This window comes from Pseudomonas sp. 3B-A001-10F, from assembly GCF_056313565.1.
On the sequence record NZ_JBQYFW010000024.1, the window covers coordinates 37,190 to 52,650 of the forward strand.

A 15,461-nucleotide genomic window follows, 5' to 3' on the forward strand; every position below is an offset into this window, starting at 1 on the left:
ACCGACAGACGATAGAACCCGCGACCTAGACGCACAAGCCGGCGGATTCTGGCTTAGTCGTAGGTAACGGCGCAAGGCGTTGTAGGGTTTAGGTGGTTACTTGAGGCTTGGTTTAAACAGTGGTGGTTTTACTGTTTATTTCGGTCAGTGGTTGATGGGGTGACTGGGTGGGCGTCTTCGCGAGCAGGCTCGCTCCCACAGGGGGGTTGTGGTTGGCGTGAGACTTGCGGTGGCTGGGCTGGCGTTATCGCGAGCAGGCTCACTCCTACAGGGGATTGAGTCTGGCTTGGGATTTGGGGTGATTGGGCTGGCGTCTTCGCGAGCAGGCTCACTCCTACAGGGGATTGAGTCTGGCTTGGGATTTGGGGTGATTGGGCTGGCGTCTTCGCGAGCAGGCTCACTCCCACAGGTTTTGTGTTGGGCTCGGGGTTCGCGGCGGGCGGGCTGGCGTCATCGCGGGCAAGCCCGGCTCCCACAGGGATTGGGGGATGGTTAGGGGCGGTGGCGTGTCATGTTGATGAGGGCGGATCGTCCACCACCCGGTGCCGGGCGCTCTTCGATGGAGTACGGCACGAAGCCGAGTTTTGGGTAGAGCAGCAGGCCTGCGGTGTTTTCGTTGAAGCAGGACAGTTGCACTTCCTTGGCCTGGTATTTTTCGAAACCCACTGAGGTCATGGTCTCGACGATGTACCGCGCCACACCCTGGCCACGAGCGTATGGCGCGACGATGACGTTGCCGATGCAGCAGATACCATCGTGCTCAGCGCGGTAGAAATTGGCGAAGCCAACGAACTCGCCGTTGGCCAGAAAAGCCGTGGAGTCGAAGCGCTGGCTGATTGCGCTGTGCATCTGTTCTTCCGTCAGCGGGAAGTTGGCTTTCGGGAACATGAAGAACAGCTCTTGTTCGCCTTGGGGAAAGCTGCAGAGGGTGTTGACGTCGTCGGCGGTCACTGGCCGGTGGGTGAAGTTCATCGCTGCCCTGCCCTCACTTTTTACCCGCCAGATGATGCGCCACCAAGGCGTTGGCATGGCCGTGGCCCATGCCGTGTTCTTCCTTGAGCCATGCCACCAGTTCCATGTGTTTCTTGTCGCTGATGCCGGCGAGCAGGTTTAGCCAGTGATCGATGGGCTGGCCGTATTTTTTCTCGATGGAGGGGAAGTACGACGCCGGGCCTTTTACCTTGTTGTCTTCGCTCATGCTGCAAGCTCCCTGTGGTCACGACGGAGGGTCGGCGGACGCTCCTTGTCGGCAGGTCATAGAGTGGACGCGAAGTGCGGTTCCGGCAACTGCCCCGCTCTGCCAGACACCACAAAAACCTGTGGGAGTGAGCCTGCTCGCGATGGCGTTTTTTCAGTCAACACTTACATTGACTGGACTACCGCAATCGCGAGCAGGCTCACTCCTACAGTGATATCTGCGTTATTCGGTGCGGCCCGGCAGCATCCGCACGAGAGTGTTATCCCGCACCCAATAATGGTGGAACAACCCCGCCAGCGCATGCAGCCCGATCAGCCAGTAACCGGTGCTGCCAATCAGTTCATGCCAGTACTTCAGTTGTTTGCCGAAGTCCGGATCGATGGCCACGGGTGCCGGGACGTGGAAGCCGAAGTACGGGAACGGTTTGTCGGCGGCGGCGAGCATCAGCCAGGCGAGGATCGGCGTGGCGATCATCAGCACGTACAGCGCCAGGTGTGTCAGGTGTGCGATGCCGGTCTGCCACGCGGGTGGTTTGGGCGTGATCGGCGGGCGTGGGCTGAGGCGGCCGAGCAGGCGGATCCAGACGAGGGCGAAGATGCTCGCGCCGAACAGGCCGTGGAAGCCCATCAGCAAGCCGCGTGCTTCGCTGCCCTTGGGCAGGTAGCCCTTGATTTCGACGCAGGCGTAGACGCCGACAAACAGCGCCAGCATCAGCCAGTGCAGGGTGATTGAGAGTTTTCCATAACGGGTTACGGCGGTGTCGCGGGTCATAAGCTGCGCCTCGTGATTGTCATGAGTGACGGCCGATTCGTTCGACCGCCTCGCTCCGGTTGTTGGGCGAACCGACGGCGTTACCCTGCCCGCCCAGTCTTAAGAGAGTCTGAAGACAGACCCTCAGGTTAACCTTTTTTCACCTTCAGACTTCGTTAAGAAATGCCTCCGATACTCGCCTCAAACCTATTGAGGGAGGCGTTCTGCCCATGCCCGAATTTGACTGGAACATCCCCCTGCCCCTGCGCTTCGGTCAAGCCGAAACGCCGCAGATGACACTGACCGGCGCGCTGCCCGACGACACTCTGCGAGCGACGTTTGAAAGCTTTATCCAGCAACGCTTTCGCAAGGCCCACGGCGCCGACATTCGCCATTTCATGCCCGAGCTGTTCGGCATGCACAACGGCGATGGCGAGTTGTGCGCCGTGGCCGGGGTGCGTCGCGCGCATCGGCAGCCACTGTTTCTCGAGCGCTATCTGGATGAGCCGATCGAGCCGTTGATCAGCGCGGCGGCAGATCGTGCGGTCGAGCGCAGCGCCATCGTCGAAGTCGGCAACCTCGCCGCCAGCGACACCGGCAGCGCGCGCCTGAGCATCATCGCCATCACCTACCTGCTGGCCATGGGCGGCCTGGAATGGGTGACGTTCACCGGCAACATCGGCCTGGTCAACAGCTTCCATCGCCTGGGTTTGAAGCCAGTGACATTGTGCGCCGCTGACCCGGATCGATTGGGTGACGAGCGTCAACACTGGGGCAGTTATTACGAAAGTAAACCTTGGGTGCACGTCGGCAACATCCGCGCCGGGTTCGTCCATTTGCGCGATATCGGCCTGTTTACTCGCCTGGGTTTGCCCGGCTCGATTGAAGGAGCCTGTCATGTCGCTTGAACTGCAACGCTTCCAGGAAGCCCTGCGCGACCATGCCCGGCGCAATGACAACGCCACTGCCCTGTGGGGCGACACGCTGAAACTCGATTACGCCACGCTGTATGCCGAGGTGTTGTATCGCCAGGAGCGTTTGCGCGACGAGCAGGCGCGGGTGATTGCGCTGGCGTTGGACAACGGCGTCGACGCGATGCTCTGGGACCTGGCCGTGCTGTTTGAAGGCCTGACCTGTGTGACGCTGCCGCCGTTTTTCAGTGCGGCGCAACGTGCTCATTGTCTGCAACAAAGCCAAGCCGAACGGGTGATCGCCGAGCCAGAACTGGGCGCCGAACTGCTCGCGGCTGGTTATGAACAACGTGGCGAGTTCTGGCGCCGCTCGTTCAGTGGCCCCAGTCGCATGCCGGCCGGCACCGCGAAACTCACTTTCACGTCCGGCACCACCGGCACGCCGAAAGGTGTGTGCCTGAGCGCCGAAAGCCTGCTGCGCGTTGCTCGGGAACTGGATCAGGCCAGCGAAGCCACCGGCCCGCAGCATCACTTGGCGCTGTTGCCGTTGGCGATCCTGTTGGAGAACCTCGGCTGTTACGCCGCGCTGTATGCCGGCGCCATGTTGAGTTTGCCGAGCCAGAAAACCCTCGGCATTCAGGGTGCCAGCGGCGTCGAGATTCCGCGCTTGCTCGGTTATCTGGCCAGCCGTGCGCCGGAGAGTCTGATCCTGGTGCCGCAGTTGCTGCTGTTGCTGGTCAGCGCCGCCGAACAGAAAGCCTTCGACCCGCAAACCCTGTGCTTTGCCGCTGTCGGCGGTGCGCGGGTCTCGGAGGATCTGCTGCATCGCGCGCAACGGGTCGGGCTGCCGGTTTATGAAGGTTACGGCTTGTCCGAATGCGCCTCGGTGGTGTGCCTCAATCGCCCCGGCGCACGCCGCCCCGGCAGCGTCGGCCGACCGCTGCCACATGTTGAAGTGCGCCTGGCCGAGGACGGCGAGGTGCTGATCAAGGGTTCCACATTGCTCGGTTATCTGGGCGACGCGCCGTACGCCGAGGAATGGTGGCCGAGCGGCGATCTGGGCGAGTTCGACCCGGAAGGTTTTCTCTATCTCAAGGGCCGCAAGAAGCACCAGTTCGTCACCAGTTTCGGGCGCAACGTCAACCCGGAATGGGTCGAGTCCGAGCTGACCCAGCGTCGCCACATTGCCCAGGCGTTCGTTTACGGCGAGGCCTTGCCGCGCAATCACGCCCTGCTCTGGCCGCATCGCCCGGACTGCACCGACGCCGAACTGGCCGCTGCCGTCGCCGAAGCCAACGACGCTTTGCCCGATTACGCCCAGGTGCATCAGTGGATGCGCTTGCCGCAACCCTTCAGCGCCGCCAATGGTTTGCTCACCGCCAATGGCCGCCCGCGCCGCGACGCCATCGTCGCGCAGTACCACGCCCAATTGACCGAATCCGCTGTTTCCGAGGAGTCCGCATCATGAGTTTTTTTGACACCCTGCAAGAAGCCACGCAACAGGAACGCCACGAACTGTTCAACCTGCCGATCATCGTCGATGCCCTGCAAGGCAAGGTCAGTCTCGACAGTTATCGGGCGTTTCTGGCTCAGGCGTATTACCACGTGCGCCACACCGTGCCGCTGATGATGGCTTGCGGTACGCGGCTGCCGTCGCGCCTGGAATGGCTGCGCAAAGCGGTGTGCGAGTACATCGAGGATGAATACGGCCACGAACAGTGGGTGCTCAACGACATCGCCGCGTGTGGCGGTGATCGTGATGCAGTGCGCGACGGTCAGCCGTCGTTGTCGATCGAGTTGATGGTCAGCTTCCTTTACGACCTGATCGCCCGGGGTAATCCAGTCGGTCTGTTCGGCATGGTCAACGTGCTCGAAGGCACCAGCATCGCCCTGGCCACCCACGCGGCGGGCAGCATTCGCGAACGTCTGGCGTTGCCGGAAACGGCGTTCAGTTACCTGAGTTCCCACGGTTCGCTCGACATCGAGCACATGCAAACCTATCGGCGCCTGATGAATCAGCTGGAAGATCCTGCCGATCAAGCCGCCGTGATCCATGCCTCGAAGGTCGTCTATCGCCTGTACACCGACATGTTCCGTGGCTTGCCGCGTGACGCGGAGGCTCAACATGCAGCTGCGTGATGCGCGGGTGGTGTTGACCGGTGCCAGTGGCGGCATCGGCCTGGCCATCGCCGAAACCTTGTGTGCTGCCGGCGCCCGCGTGCTGGCCGTGGCACGGCATCAGGAGGCTCTGCTGCCGTTGCTCAAGCGCTACCCCGACTCGTTGTGCTGGGTCGCGGCTGACCTGACCTTCCTCAGCGATCGGCGCAAAGTGCTGGTCGCCGCCGAAGCCATCGGCGGCATCAACCTGTTGATCAATGCCGCCGGGGTCAATCACTTCGCCATGCTCGAACAGCTCGATGACAGCGATATCAACGCGATGCTGGCGGTGAATATCAGTGCGCCGATGTGCCTGACCAAACTGCTGTTGCCGCTGCTCAAGCAGGCTGACAGCGCCATGGTGGTCAACGTCGGCTCGACCTACGGCTCGATCGGCTATCCGGGTTACGCCAGTTATTGCGCGACCAAGTTTGCTTTGCGCGGATTTTCCGAGGCACTGCGCCGGGAGCTCGCTGACACCCGGGTCAGCGTGCTGTACGTCGCGCCCCGCGCCACGCGCACCTCGATGAACAGCGCCGCCGCACAAGCGTTGAACGACGCACTCAAGGCCAACGTCGACGATCCGCAAACCGTGGCTTCGGCGGTGATCCATGCGATTGCCGGTGATCGTCGCGACCTCTACCTGGGCTGGCCGGAACGCTTCTTCGTCCGCCTGAACAATCTGCTCCCGCATCTGGTGGATCGAGGCCTGCGCAAGCAATTGCCGCTGATCCGCCGCCTCAGTGAAAAACCTGACCACGAGTTGCCAAAGCCATGAAAAAACTATCCGCATGCCTGTTGCTCGCCGCCCTGAGTCAAAGCGTCTGGGCGCTGGAACCGGCCGACCAGCAACGTCTCGAGGGCATCCAGCAGAGCTGGGCGCACATCCAATATGAAGTGGCGGAAAAACAGCGCGCCGCCGCGTTCGAACAATTGGCCAGCGAGGCCAACGCGTTCACCACCCAGCGCCCGGCGCTGGCCGAAGCGTGGATCTGGAAAGGCATCGTCACCAGCAGTTGGGCCGGTGCCGAGGGCGGTCTCGGTGCCTTGGGCAAAACCAAGGACGCCAAGGCCGATCTGGAAAAATCCCTGACCCTCGACCCCAAAGCCCTGCAAGGCTCGGCTTACACCAGCCTCGCCGCGCTGTATGACCGCGTGCCCGGCTGGCCCATCGGTTTCGGCGACAGCGACAAGGCCGAGCAACTGCTCAAGCAAGCCTTGCAACTCAACCCCAACGGCATCGACAGCCTGTACTTCTGGGGCGATCACCTCTACCGTCAGAAGCGCTACGCTGAAGCCAAAGCAGCCCTGCTCAAAGCCCAACAAGCGGCGCCGCGTCCGGGCCGGGAAAGTGCCGATGCCGGGCGTCGCAAAGAGATCGCCGCCCTGCTGGTGGACGTGAACAAGAAACTCGACTGACAGGAGTCCGCGTGCGTTTATTACTGGTTGAGGATGACGTGGCGCTGGGTGAAGGCATTCATCAGGCGCTGGGCCGCGAGGGTTACACCGTCGACTGGCTCAAGGACGGCAGCAGCGCGTTGCATGCGCTGCTCAGTGAAACCTTCGATGTCGCCGTGTTGGATCTCGGTCTGCCGCGCATGGACGGCCTGCAAGTGCTGCGCCGCCTGCGCGACAGCGGTTCGAATCTGCCGGTGCTGATTCTTACCGCGCGCGACGCTACCGAAGATCGCATCGCCGGGCTCGACGCCGGGGCCGACGACTACCTGATCAAACCGTTCGACCTGGACGAGCTCAAGGCACGCTTGCGCGCCCTGTTGCGGCGCAGTGCCGGGCGCGCCCAGGCGTTGATCGAGCATGCCGGCATCAGCCTTAACCCCGGCACCCAGCAAGTCAGCTATCAGGGCCAGCCTGTGGCCCTGACGCCCAAGGAATATCAGTTGCTGCACGAGCTGCTGTCGCCACCGGGCCGGGTGATGACCCGCGATCAACTGATGCAACTGCTCTACGGCTGGAATGAAGAAGCCGAAAGCAACACCCTCGAAGTGCACATTCATCACTTGCGCAAGAAGTTTTCCACCGACCTGATCCGCACCATCCGTGGTGTCGGTTATCTGGTGGAGGAGCGTCGATGACCTCGATCCGCCGCCGCACGCTGACCTTGATCATCGGCCTGTTGCTGGCCGGCCTCGCGGTGCTCAGCACCTTCAACCTGCACGACAGCAACCACGAAATCGCCGAAGTCTACGACGCACAATTGGCGCAGAACGCGCGCTTGTTGCAAGGGGTGATGCGCATGCCCCTGGCCAGCAAACAGCACGCAGAGCTTTACCAGGCGTTCAACTCGGCGCTGGGCGAAGCGGTGCCGCGCGGCGAGGGTCATCCTTACGAACGCAAAATCGCCTTTCAGGTGTGGAATCCTGCCGGTGATGTGTTGGTGCACACCGCCAGCGCACCGTCCTTCAAGGCGCCGCCGACTCAGCCGGGTTTCAGCGATGTGGTGGATCTGAACAATCGGCACTGGCGCGCCTTTCTCCTTGAAGACAAACAGAACGGCCTGCGCATCTGGGTCGGTGAGCGCGACGATGTGCGCGCCGATCTGGTCGACCGCATCGTCCGTCACACGCTGTGGCCGAACGTGGTCGGCAGCCTGCTGCTGGCAGCGATGGTCTGGCTGGCGATTGGCTGGGGCCTCAAACCTTTGGCGAACATGGCCGAAACCTTGCGCGCCCGCCACAGCGGTTCGCTGGAACCGTTGCAATTGGCGCCGCTGCCCAGTGAGCTGGAACCGATGCAGGCGGCGCTCAACCGTATGCTCGCGCAGATCCAGGAAGTGCTCGGCCGCGAGCGGCGCTTTATCGCCGACGCCGCCCACGAAATGCGTACGCCGCTGGCGGTGCTGCGGGTGCATGCGCAGAACCTGCAGGAGGCCGGCACCGAACAGGAACGCCGCGAATCGCTGGCGTTTCTGATCGCCGGGGTCGACCGCACCAGTCGCCTGGTCAACCAGTTGCTGACCATGGCGCGTCTGGAGCCGAAACCCAATCCGCCGCCGCTGCAACCCATCGACCTCAGCGAAACCGTGCGCAACAGCCTGGTGCAATTGACGCCATGGTTGCTGAGCAAACACCTGGAACTGGCCTTTGAAGACAGCGCCCAGCCGTTCAACATCATGGCCAGCCCCGGCACGATCGACATTGCCCTGAACAACCTGATCACCAATGCTGCGAACTTCTCCCCGGAACACGGCGTGATCACCGTGCTGCTCAGCCAGGCTGAGGGTTTCTATCACTTGAGCGTTGAAGATCAGGGGCCGGGCATCGATGAAACCGACCGGGCGCGCTTGTTCGAACGCTTCTACAGTCGCGGCAATGCCCACGGCGCGGGGCTGGGACTGACCATCGTCAACACCATCGCCACGCAGTTGGGCGGACGGATCACTTTGGTCAACCGCGCTGAGGGCGGCCTGCGCGCGACCTTGTCGATTCCCGACGGGCAACCGCGCCCCGCATCGCAACGCAGCACCCGCGAACCACCTCAGGGCTGAGCCTGTTGCGGAAACAGAAGCACCATCGCCCGCTAAAAAACAGTGGCCGCGCGTCGGAATCTGATCCAGATCAGCTTCCGGGGCTGACATCGGTGTAGAACAGACTCAGCGCACTCTCCTGCGCGTTGCTCGTTCAGCCCCGATGGAGGCTCATCTCATGCTCACTGTCAAAGACCACAATGACCGCGCGGCGCCGGCCTATGCCGCGCACCAAGGTGAATACTGGATCGAGTCGCTCAAGGATGGCCGCCACGTCTTGATCCGTGCCCTGGCCGCCACGGATCGCGAACGCGAGTACGCGTTTATCAAGCGCTTGTCGCCCGAGTCCCGACACCTGCGTTTTCTCGCGCAGATCAGTGAACCGGGCACCGCGTTGCTCGATCAGTTGATGGACGTCGATTACAAACAACGCGCGGCCTTCATCGCACTGGCTCACGAAAATGGCGAATTGATCGAGATCGGCATCAGCCGCTACGCCGCCACGGGCGAACAGGACTGCGAATGCGCTGTGACGGTCGCCGATGAATGGATGCATCTGGGCCTGGCCACGCTGCTGATGGAACACCTGATCAAGACCGCCCGGCACAACGGTTTCAAGCATATGTATTCGGTGGATTCGGCCAGCAATACGGACATGCGCGACCTCGCCCGATCACTGGGCTTTGAAACCCACAGCGATCCTGACGATGCCCACCAGGTCATTCATCGCCTGAGTCTGTAGCGACATTCCTGCGCCCCGTACCCGCCAAAGGTGCGGAGCGCATTGCCGATCAAGGCGTGATCGCCACCTTCATCACCCCATCGCGCTGATGCGCGAACAGTTCATAGGCCGCTTCGATATCGTCCAGTTTGAAGTGGTGGGTCACTAGCGGCGACAGATCGACGCCACCGCTTTGCACCACCGCCATCAGCCGGCGCATGCGTTCCTTGCCGCCGGGGCACAGGGTGCTGACGATGCTGTAATCGCCCAGCCCCGCCGCGAAGGCAGCGTAGGGAATGCGCAGGTCCGACGCGTAAACCCCGAGGCTCGACAAGCGTCCGCCCGGGCGTAACACCCGCAAGGCAGACTCGAACGTGCCTTGGGTGCCCAAGGCTTCGATGGACACATCCACGCCGCGCCCATCGGTCAACGCCATGATTTGCTCGACCACGTCGCCATCCTTGAAGTTGACCACATGGGTCGCGCCCAACTGCCGCGCGACGCTCATGCGCTCGGCCACCGCGTCGACGCCAATGATCACGCTCGCGCCCTTGAGCCGCGCCCCGGCCACCGCGCACAGACCGATCGGCCCCAGCGCGAATACCGCAACGCTGTCGCCGATACTGACTTCACCACGTTCGGCGCCGGAGAACCCGGTGGACATGATGTCCGGGCACATCAGCACCTGTTCGTCGCTGAGCCCGTCGGGGATCGGACACAGGTTGGCCAAAGCATCGGGCACCAAGACGTACTCCGCCTGGCAGCCATCGATGATGTTGCCGAATTTCCAGCCGCCGGTGGCGCGAAAGCCGTGGCGAGTGTCCGGCCCGTCCTGGGAGCCGCAGCCGCACAGACAGGCGTAGCTTTGGCCGCTGGGGGTAATCGCGCCGGCAATCACCCGTTGGCCCTCGAAAAATCCGCGCACCTGTGAGCCAAGTTTCTCGATCACGCCCACCGGTTCGTGACCGACGGTCAAACCTTTGGCCACCGGATACTCGCCACGCAGGATATGTACGTCGGTGCCGCAGATTGTCGTGGTGGTGATGCGCACCAGCGCGTCCAGCGGGCCAACCTCGGGGATCGGTTTGTCATCCAGCACGATGCGATTCTTTTCGACGAATATCGCCGCTTTCATCATGGTCATGATCAAGATTCCTGTGCAGGTGTTTGCAGTGAGTTCAGCACCTTTCCAAGGCTGCGCCGAACTGACCGACACAAGGTTGATAACGATCAATCAATGCAGGATTGCGCCCGCCGTTACCGCCCGTCGGGCGCGGGCGTTGCTCAGCTGCGTCATTGACAAAGATCAAGCCACGCCCGGCGGCACGGAGCAACATGAACTGACGCCGTTGCGTCTGGCCGGCCAATGCCGCTACCCACAGGAGATTCGTCATGTCCGAGCAAGCACGTTTCATGCTGGTAGCTTCACCGCTGATGAAACACAGCCCTGCGTTCGATCGGGCCGCTGCCCTGGCCAAGGCATCGGGTGCGGCGCTGCATATCGTGGCATTCGATTACCTCGAAGGGCTGGCGACCGCCGGATTGGTCAACGAGCAGGCCCTGGAACAGATGCGCCTGGGTTATGTCGAGCGCCACCACCAATGGCTGGAGGATCAGGCCAGGCCGATGCGCCACCTCGGCGTGACCGTGACCACGGAAGTGGTGTGGGTCGACAATCCGTTGCGCGAGATTCAGATTCATCTCAAGGAGCAGCCGATGGCCCTGCTGATCAAGGATCTGCAGCACGCCTCGTTCATGTCGCGATTGATGTTCACCCCGCTCGATGTTCATTTGCTGCGTGAATGCCGGGTGCCGCTGCACTTTGTCAGCCATGTTCAGCATGCCCGGCCTCGGCGGATCGTCGCGGCGATTGATCCGTTTCATCGCGACGAGCAATACGCTGACTTCAACGACCGCATCCTGCGCGAGGCCGCGAAACTGGCCAGCCTCTGCGATGCCGAACTGGATGTGATCTACGCCTACGACCTGTCATCGATCAGCGCCGACGAGTTCGGTTTTGGCAACGCCTCGACGTTTTTTACCCCGGGCAAGGCGAAAACCCTGTTCGATGCGCAAGGTGATGCGTTCCGCGAACTGGCCGAGCGCAACGGCATCGCGCCGGAACGCCAGCACATGATCATGGGCAATCCGGCCAACGTGCTGTGCAGCTACGCCGATGCCTATGACATCGACGTGATCGTCATGGGCCGGATCGGTCATCGCGGCCTCGGTCGGTTGATCGGTAGCACGGTGGAACAGTTGCTGTACAAAATGCCCTGCAGCGTCTGGGTGGTGTCACCGCAAGTACTGGTCGACTGAACGCAGCCGTCCCTCGCCGAGGGACGGCCTCAGATCGAGCGCTGATTGACCCGCGCCATCAATTGCTCGGCACTTTCCTTGCGCTCGGAGTAACGGTCGACCAGATGCGCCTGTTGATCACGCAGCAGCACGGTGAACTTCACCAGTTCTTCCATCACATCGACCACACGATCGTAGAACGGCGACGCCTTCATCCGCCCGGCGTCGTCGAATTCCATGTAGGCCTTCGGCACCGAGGATTGGTTGGGGATGGTGAACATGCGCATCCAGCGGCCCAACACGCGCAATTGGTTGACCACGTTGAACGACTGCGAACCGCCGCAGACCTGCATCACCGCCAGGGTTTTGCCCTGAGTCGGGCGCACGGCGCCGAGTTCCAGCGGGATCCAGTCGATCTGCGCCTTGAACACGGCGGACATCGCGCCGTGCCGTTCTGGCGAACACCAGACCTGACCTTCCGACCAAAGCACCAGCTCGCGCAGTTCCTGCACCTTGGGATGGTCGACCGGAGCGTCGTCGGGCAGTGGCAGACCGGATGGGTTGAAGATCCGCGTTTCGGCGCCAAAGTGTTCGAGCAGGCGCGCGGCCTCTTCTACCAGCAAACGGCTGAACGAGCGTTCGCGGGTCGAGCCGTAGAGCAGCAGGATGCGCGGTTTGTGCGCGTCCGCTTGCGACGGTTTGGCGTTATCGAACAGATTGAGATCGAGGTTGGGCAGTTCGGACATAAATCCTCCTTAAAGCGTGCCGATGCGGTCGAGCTCAGCCTTGAGTTGATCGCGGCTGAGCGAGTGGAAAGGCAGATCGAGGAAGGCCTGACAGCGTTGGCCGATGCGCATAAGGGTGGCGTGAAAAGCCGCGTCGACAGTGGCTTCGTCGCCCTTCACTTCGGAGGGATCTTCCAGCCCCCAGTGGGATTTCAGCGCCGGGCCGAAATACACCGGGCAAGTTTCGCCAGCGGCTTTGTCGCACACGGTGATGACGATATCTGGCGGGTTGCTTTCAAAAGCGTCGTTGCCCTTGCTGTGCAAACCATCGATGGCGATGCCGGCCTGTTGCAGCGTCGACAGGCTGCGCGGCAAGACCTGACCTTTGGGAAAACTGCCGGCACTCACCGCTTCGAATCCCGCTGGCGCCAGATGATTGAACATGGCTTCAGAGAGGATGCTGCGGCAGCTGTTGGCCGTGCACATGAACAGAACTCGCATGGATTGCTCCTACCGCTTTTGGCGGACATCAAAGGCTCAGGCGCAGTGCTAGCGCCGAAAGAGTGATCAAAAGAACAGGAAGGGTCAGCAGAATGCCGACCTTGAAGTAGTAGCCCCAGGTGATGCGCAGACCTTTGCGTTCCAGCACATGCAGCCAGAGCAACGTGGCGAGGCTACCGATGGGGGTGATTTTCGGGCCAAGGTCGCAGCCAATGATGTTGGCGTAGATCATCGCTTCGCGAACGAGCCCTTGGGCGTCGCTGGCCTGGATCGACAGCGCACCGATCAGCACGCTGGGCATGTTGTTCATCACCGATGACAACAGCGCGGACAGCAGGCCAGTGCCGAGGGTGGCACTCCATAAACCTTGCTCGGCCAAGCGGTCGAGGACGACGGCCAGCAGGTCAGTCAACCCGGCATTCTTCAGGCCATACACCACCAGATACATGCCCAGCGAGAACACCACGATCTGCCACGGTGCATCGCGCAAAACCCGTCGGGTAGCGATCTTGTGGCCCTTGGCAGCGACCGCAAAAAGGATCGCCGCACACACTGCCGCAACGGCACTGACAGGAATCCCCAGCGGTTCCAGAGCGAACAGTCCGACCAGCAATATCAGCAGTGTCCAGCCGCCGACCACAAAGGTGGCGTGGTCGCGAATCGCTGCTTTGGGTTCCTGAAGCGCCTCAACCGGGTAGCGCTGTGGCACATCGCGCCGGAAGTACACAAACAGCACCAGCAACGTCGCCGCGACACTGACCAGACTCACCGGCACCATCACCGATGCGTATTCGGCAAAGCCCAAGCCGAAGTAGTCGGCGGAGACGATGTTGACCAGATTTGATACCACCAGCGGCAGGCTGGCCGTGTCGGCAATAAACCCGGCGGCCATGACGAATGCCAACGTCGCCGCCGGTGAAAAGCGCAGCGCCAGCAACATCGACATGACAATGGGTGTGAGGATCAGCGCCGCACCGTCGTTGGCGAACACCGCCGCCACCGCCGCGCCGAGCAACACGCAGAACGCGAACAATCGATAACCACTGCCCTTTGCCCATCGTGCAACGTGGAGTGCCGCCCATTCAAAGAAGCCGGCTTCATCCAGCAGCAGGCTGATGATGATCACCGCGATAAACGTGGCGGTGGCGTTCCAGACGATGGCCCACACTGTGGGAATGTCCTGCAGCGAAACGGCACCGACAGCCAGGGCGATCAGGGCACCGAACGTGGCGCTCCAACCGACGCCTAATCCTTTGGGTTGCCAGATGACGAGTACGAGGGTGAAGACGAAAACAGCGAAAGCCAGCAACATGTCAGAACTCTCTAAATCCGGATTCAGCAGCAGGCGGCTTCGCGCACCGGACGCCCGTCCATGTTCTGCAGGCGGGCGGCGTTGTCCTTGAGCCAATCGGCGTTGGCTTTGGACGTCACTTGCAGAATCTCGCGCACCCACGTCGGCAGCTGCGGATTGAGCCGGTAATAGACCCACTGGCCCTGACGGCGATCGAGCAGCAAGCCATTGCTGCGCAGTTGCGCGAGGTGGCGGCTGATTTTCGGTTGGCTGTCGTCGAGCGCACACATCAGCTCGCAGACGCAGAGTTCACCTTGATCGGAAATGAGCAGCATGGCGCGGACACGGGTTTCGTCAGCGAGGCTCTTGAAGACTTCGGTGGGAGTGATCATGGAATGGGCTCTGCACATATGGAAATTCGAATATACGGATATCCATATATTAATCAACCCCAAGAATTTCCTTTTTGCCAAAGCGCTGTAGAAGGCACAGTCTTCAATGCCGCACGCAACGTCATTCCTGCCAGCCCTGCAAACGGGACTACAGGTGCGTGTCCACCGGCGCGACGATCTCTACTTTGATCTTGTCCGGATCCTCACAGTAGAGGGCGTAGTGCTCCGGGCCGCCGGCGTGCGGATAGGCGCTCTCGTAGAGAAGACGAAAACCGGACGTTCGCAGCCAATCCGCCATTTCATCCACTTGCGCCTGTGAACCCGCCTGGAACGCCAGATGATTCAAGCCCACGCCCCGGCGGTTAAAGCCCTGTTGCAGATCGCTTGCCTGAACGAACACCAGGTAGGTGCCGTTGAGCATAAAGCTGCGCCCGGCGGGCCAGTTTTGATGCTGCGTATAACCCAGCATCAAGAGCAACGGCTGCCAAAAGCGCAGCGAGACTTCCAGCGATGAGACATTGATTTCAACGTGATGAAGCCTGCCGGTTTTGGGTGTACTGCCCAGATCGCTACTGATCATCGGCGGCATTTCCTGGGGTTGCACCAAGGGTTTTCAACAGCGTATGACGACTCCACGGGCCGCAGTATTCAGGCACGTGCGCGATCAATCGGTAGCCGCAGCGGGTGTACCAACGGGCGACGTCGTCATCCAGCGTTTCGATCAACGCATCCACGCACGCCCTTTCAACCGCTAACGCCTCAAGCTTGTGCAACGCCTGAGTACCCAGCCCGGTTCCGCGCCATTGCGCGTCGATCCACAGGTAATTGACAAACAGGCGCCGGAATTCGGTTCTGCCGGTAGCGCCGCCGATCAGTGTTCCCTCCTCCATCAGCGCACAGGCGATGGCTTCAGCGTGCCCGCCGCGAGCCTCAGACAAGGCTCGGCCATGCCGCAAGACGCCGTCACTGATGGCCTTCAAGGTGTCCGCATTGATGTCGCGAACGGTAAGCCATTCCCTCATTGCTGCTCTCC

20 protein-coding genes are annotated in these 15,461 nt (G+C 61.6%); 9 read left to right on the forward strand and 11 right to left on the reverse strand.

From position 1 onward, the window contains the following. Positions 1-492 precede the first annotated feature (492 nt). The 3 genes from AC0ZWN_RS20315 to AC0ZWN_RS20325 all read right to left on the reverse strand — a co-directional run bounded on the left by AC0ZWN_RS20315 (position 493) and on the right by AC0ZWN_RS20325 (position 1,969). Positions 493-972, reverse strand: a complete 480-nt coding sequence (locus AC0ZWN_RS20315; protein ID WP_476336273.1) for a GNAT family N-acetyltransferase — start codon at positions 970-972, stop codon at positions 493-495. 13 nt (positions 973-985) lie between these two features. Further along, a complete protein-coding gene (locus tag AC0ZWN_RS20320; protein ID WP_034152439.1) occupies positions 986-1,198 on the reverse strand; it encodes a DUF4287 domain-containing protein in 213 nt (70 codons plus the stop codon). Positions 1,199-1,420: 222 nt separating this feature from the next. Further along, positions 1,421-1,969 carry a cytochrome b gene (locus AC0ZWN_RS20325; protein ID WP_476336275.1) on the reverse strand — a complete coding sequence of 183 codons (549 nt, stop codon included), beginning with the start codon at positions 1,967-1,969 and terminating at the stop codon, positions 1,421-1,423. A 209-nt stretch (positions 1,970-2,178) separates the two neighbouring features. Here AC0ZWN_RS20325 and AC0ZWN_RS20330 point away from each other — a divergent pair, with 209 nt between their 5' ends. The 8 genes from AC0ZWN_RS20330 (at position 2,179) to AC0ZWN_RS20365 (ending at position 9,242) form a co-directional block, all read left to right on the forward strand. Continuing rightward, complete coding sequence (locus tag AC0ZWN_RS20330; protein WP_476336276.1) at positions 2,179-2,856, forward strand: thermostable hemolysin; 678 nt, start codon at positions 2,179-2,181, stop codon at positions 2,854-2,856. Then, a complete protein-coding gene (locus tag AC0ZWN_RS20335) occupies positions 2,846-4,327 on the forward strand; it encodes an AMP-binding protein (RefSeq protein WP_476336278.1) in 1,482 nt (493 codons plus the stop codon). The genes AC0ZWN_RS20330 and AC0ZWN_RS20335 overlap by 11 nt, the downstream gene beginning before the upstream one ends. Continuing rightward, positions 4,324-4,998: a TenA family transcriptional regulator gene (locus tag AC0ZWN_RS20340; protein ID WP_476336279.1), complete on the forward strand. Its 675-nt coding sequence runs from the start codon at positions 4,324-4,326 to the stop codon at positions 4,996-4,998. Before AC0ZWN_RS20335 ends, AC0ZWN_RS20340 begins: the two co-directional genes overlap by 4 nt. Further along, positions 4,985-5,794 carry an SDR family oxidoreductase gene (locus AC0ZWN_RS20345; RefSeq protein ID WP_476336280.1) on the forward strand — a complete coding sequence of 270 codons (810 nt, stop codon included), beginning with the start codon at positions 4,985-4,987 and terminating at the stop codon, positions 5,792-5,794. The genes AC0ZWN_RS20340 and AC0ZWN_RS20345 overlap by 14 nt, the downstream gene beginning before the upstream one ends. After that, a complete protein-coding gene (locus AC0ZWN_RS20350; protein WP_476336282.1) occupies positions 5,791-6,435 on the forward strand; it encodes a tetratricopeptide repeat protein in 645 nt (214 codons plus the stop codon). The genes AC0ZWN_RS20345 and AC0ZWN_RS20350 overlap by 4 nt, the downstream gene beginning before the upstream one ends. A gap of 11 nt (positions 6,436-6,446) precedes the next feature. Then, positions 6,447-7,109, forward strand: coding sequence for a response regulator (locus AC0ZWN_RS20355; RefSeq protein ID WP_007910671.1), 663 nt, complete (start codon positions 6,447-6,449; stop codon positions 7,107-7,109). Then, positions 7,106-8,521, forward strand: a complete 1,416-nt coding sequence (locus AC0ZWN_RS20360; protein WP_095125750.1) for an ATP-binding protein — start codon at positions 7,106-7,108, stop codon at positions 8,519-8,521. Before AC0ZWN_RS20355 ends, AC0ZWN_RS20360 begins: the two co-directional genes overlap by 4 nt. Positions 8,522-8,678: 157 nt before the next feature. Beyond that, the gene (locus tag AC0ZWN_RS20365; protein WP_476336284.1) at positions 8,679-9,242 is read left to right on the forward strand and encodes an N-acetyltransferase family protein; all 564 of its coding nucleotides are present in this window, start codon (positions 8,679-8,681) and stop codon (positions 9,240-9,242) included. 49 nt (positions 9,243-9,291) lie between these two features. Here the strand turns inward: AC0ZWN_RS20365 and AC0ZWN_RS20370 are convergent, their stop codons facing one another. After that, the gene (locus tag AC0ZWN_RS20370) at positions 9,292-10,365 is read right to left on the reverse strand and encodes an NAD(P)-dependent alcohol dehydrogenase (RefSeq protein WP_476336285.1); all 1,074 of its coding nucleotides are present in this window, start codon (positions 10,363-10,365) and stop codon (positions 9,292-9,294) included. Between the two features lie 34 nt (positions 10,366-10,399). After that, positions 10,400-10,615, reverse strand: a complete 216-nt coding sequence (locus AC0ZWN_RS20375; protein WP_095125752.1) for a hypothetical protein — start codon at positions 10,613-10,615, stop codon at positions 10,400-10,402. On the opposite strand from AC0ZWN_RS20375, the gene AC0ZWN_RS20380 reads away from it, so the two are divergent. Beyond that, positions 10,614-11,540 (forward strand): universal stress protein, encoded by a 927-nt coding sequence (locus AC0ZWN_RS20380; protein WP_476336286.1) that lies wholly within the window; start codon positions 10,614-10,616, stop codon positions 11,538-11,540. The two genes, AC0ZWN_RS20375 and AC0ZWN_RS20380, sit on opposite strands and share 2 nt — an antisense overlap. Before the next feature lie 29 nt (positions 11,541-11,569). On the opposite strand, the gene arsH is transcribed toward AC0ZWN_RS20380, so the two are convergent. From arsH to AC0ZWN_RS20410, 6 genes are all read right to left on the reverse strand, one after another. Then, a complete protein-coding gene (gene arsH, locus AC0ZWN_RS20385; protein ID WP_476336287.1) occupies positions 11,570-12,265 on the reverse strand; it encodes an arsenical resistance protein ArsH in 696 nt (231 codons plus the stop codon). Positions 12,266-12,274: 9 nt separating this feature from the next. Further along, positions 12,275-12,745, reverse strand: a complete 471-nt coding sequence (locus AC0ZWN_RS20390; protein ID WP_476336288.1) for an arsenate reductase ArsC — start codon at positions 12,743-12,745, stop codon at positions 12,275-12,277. A gap of 28 nt (positions 12,746-12,773) precedes the next feature. After that, complete coding sequence (locus tag AC0ZWN_RS20395; RefSeq protein WP_095047441.1) at positions 12,774-14,057, reverse strand: arsenic transporter; 1,284 nt, start codon at positions 14,055-14,057, stop codon at positions 12,774-12,776. A 23-nt stretch (positions 14,058-14,080) separates the two neighbouring features. Further along, positions 14,081-14,428 (reverse strand): metalloregulator ArsR/SmtB family transcription factor, encoded by a 348-nt coding sequence (locus AC0ZWN_RS20400; RefSeq protein ID WP_476336289.1) that lies wholly within the window; start codon positions 14,426-14,428, stop codon positions 14,081-14,083. 148 nt (positions 14,429-14,576) lie between these two features. Further along, a complete protein-coding gene (locus AC0ZWN_RS20405; protein ID WP_476336290.1) occupies positions 14,577-15,008 on the reverse strand; it encodes a VOC family protein in 432 nt (143 codons plus the stop codon). Next, positions 14,998-15,450, reverse strand: coding sequence for a GNAT family N-acetyltransferase (locus AC0ZWN_RS20410; protein WP_476336291.1), 453 nt, complete (start codon positions 15,448-15,450; stop codon positions 14,998-15,000). The genes AC0ZWN_RS20405 and AC0ZWN_RS20410 overlap by 11 nt, the downstream gene beginning before the upstream one ends. Positions 15,451-15,461 lie beyond the last annotated feature (11 nt).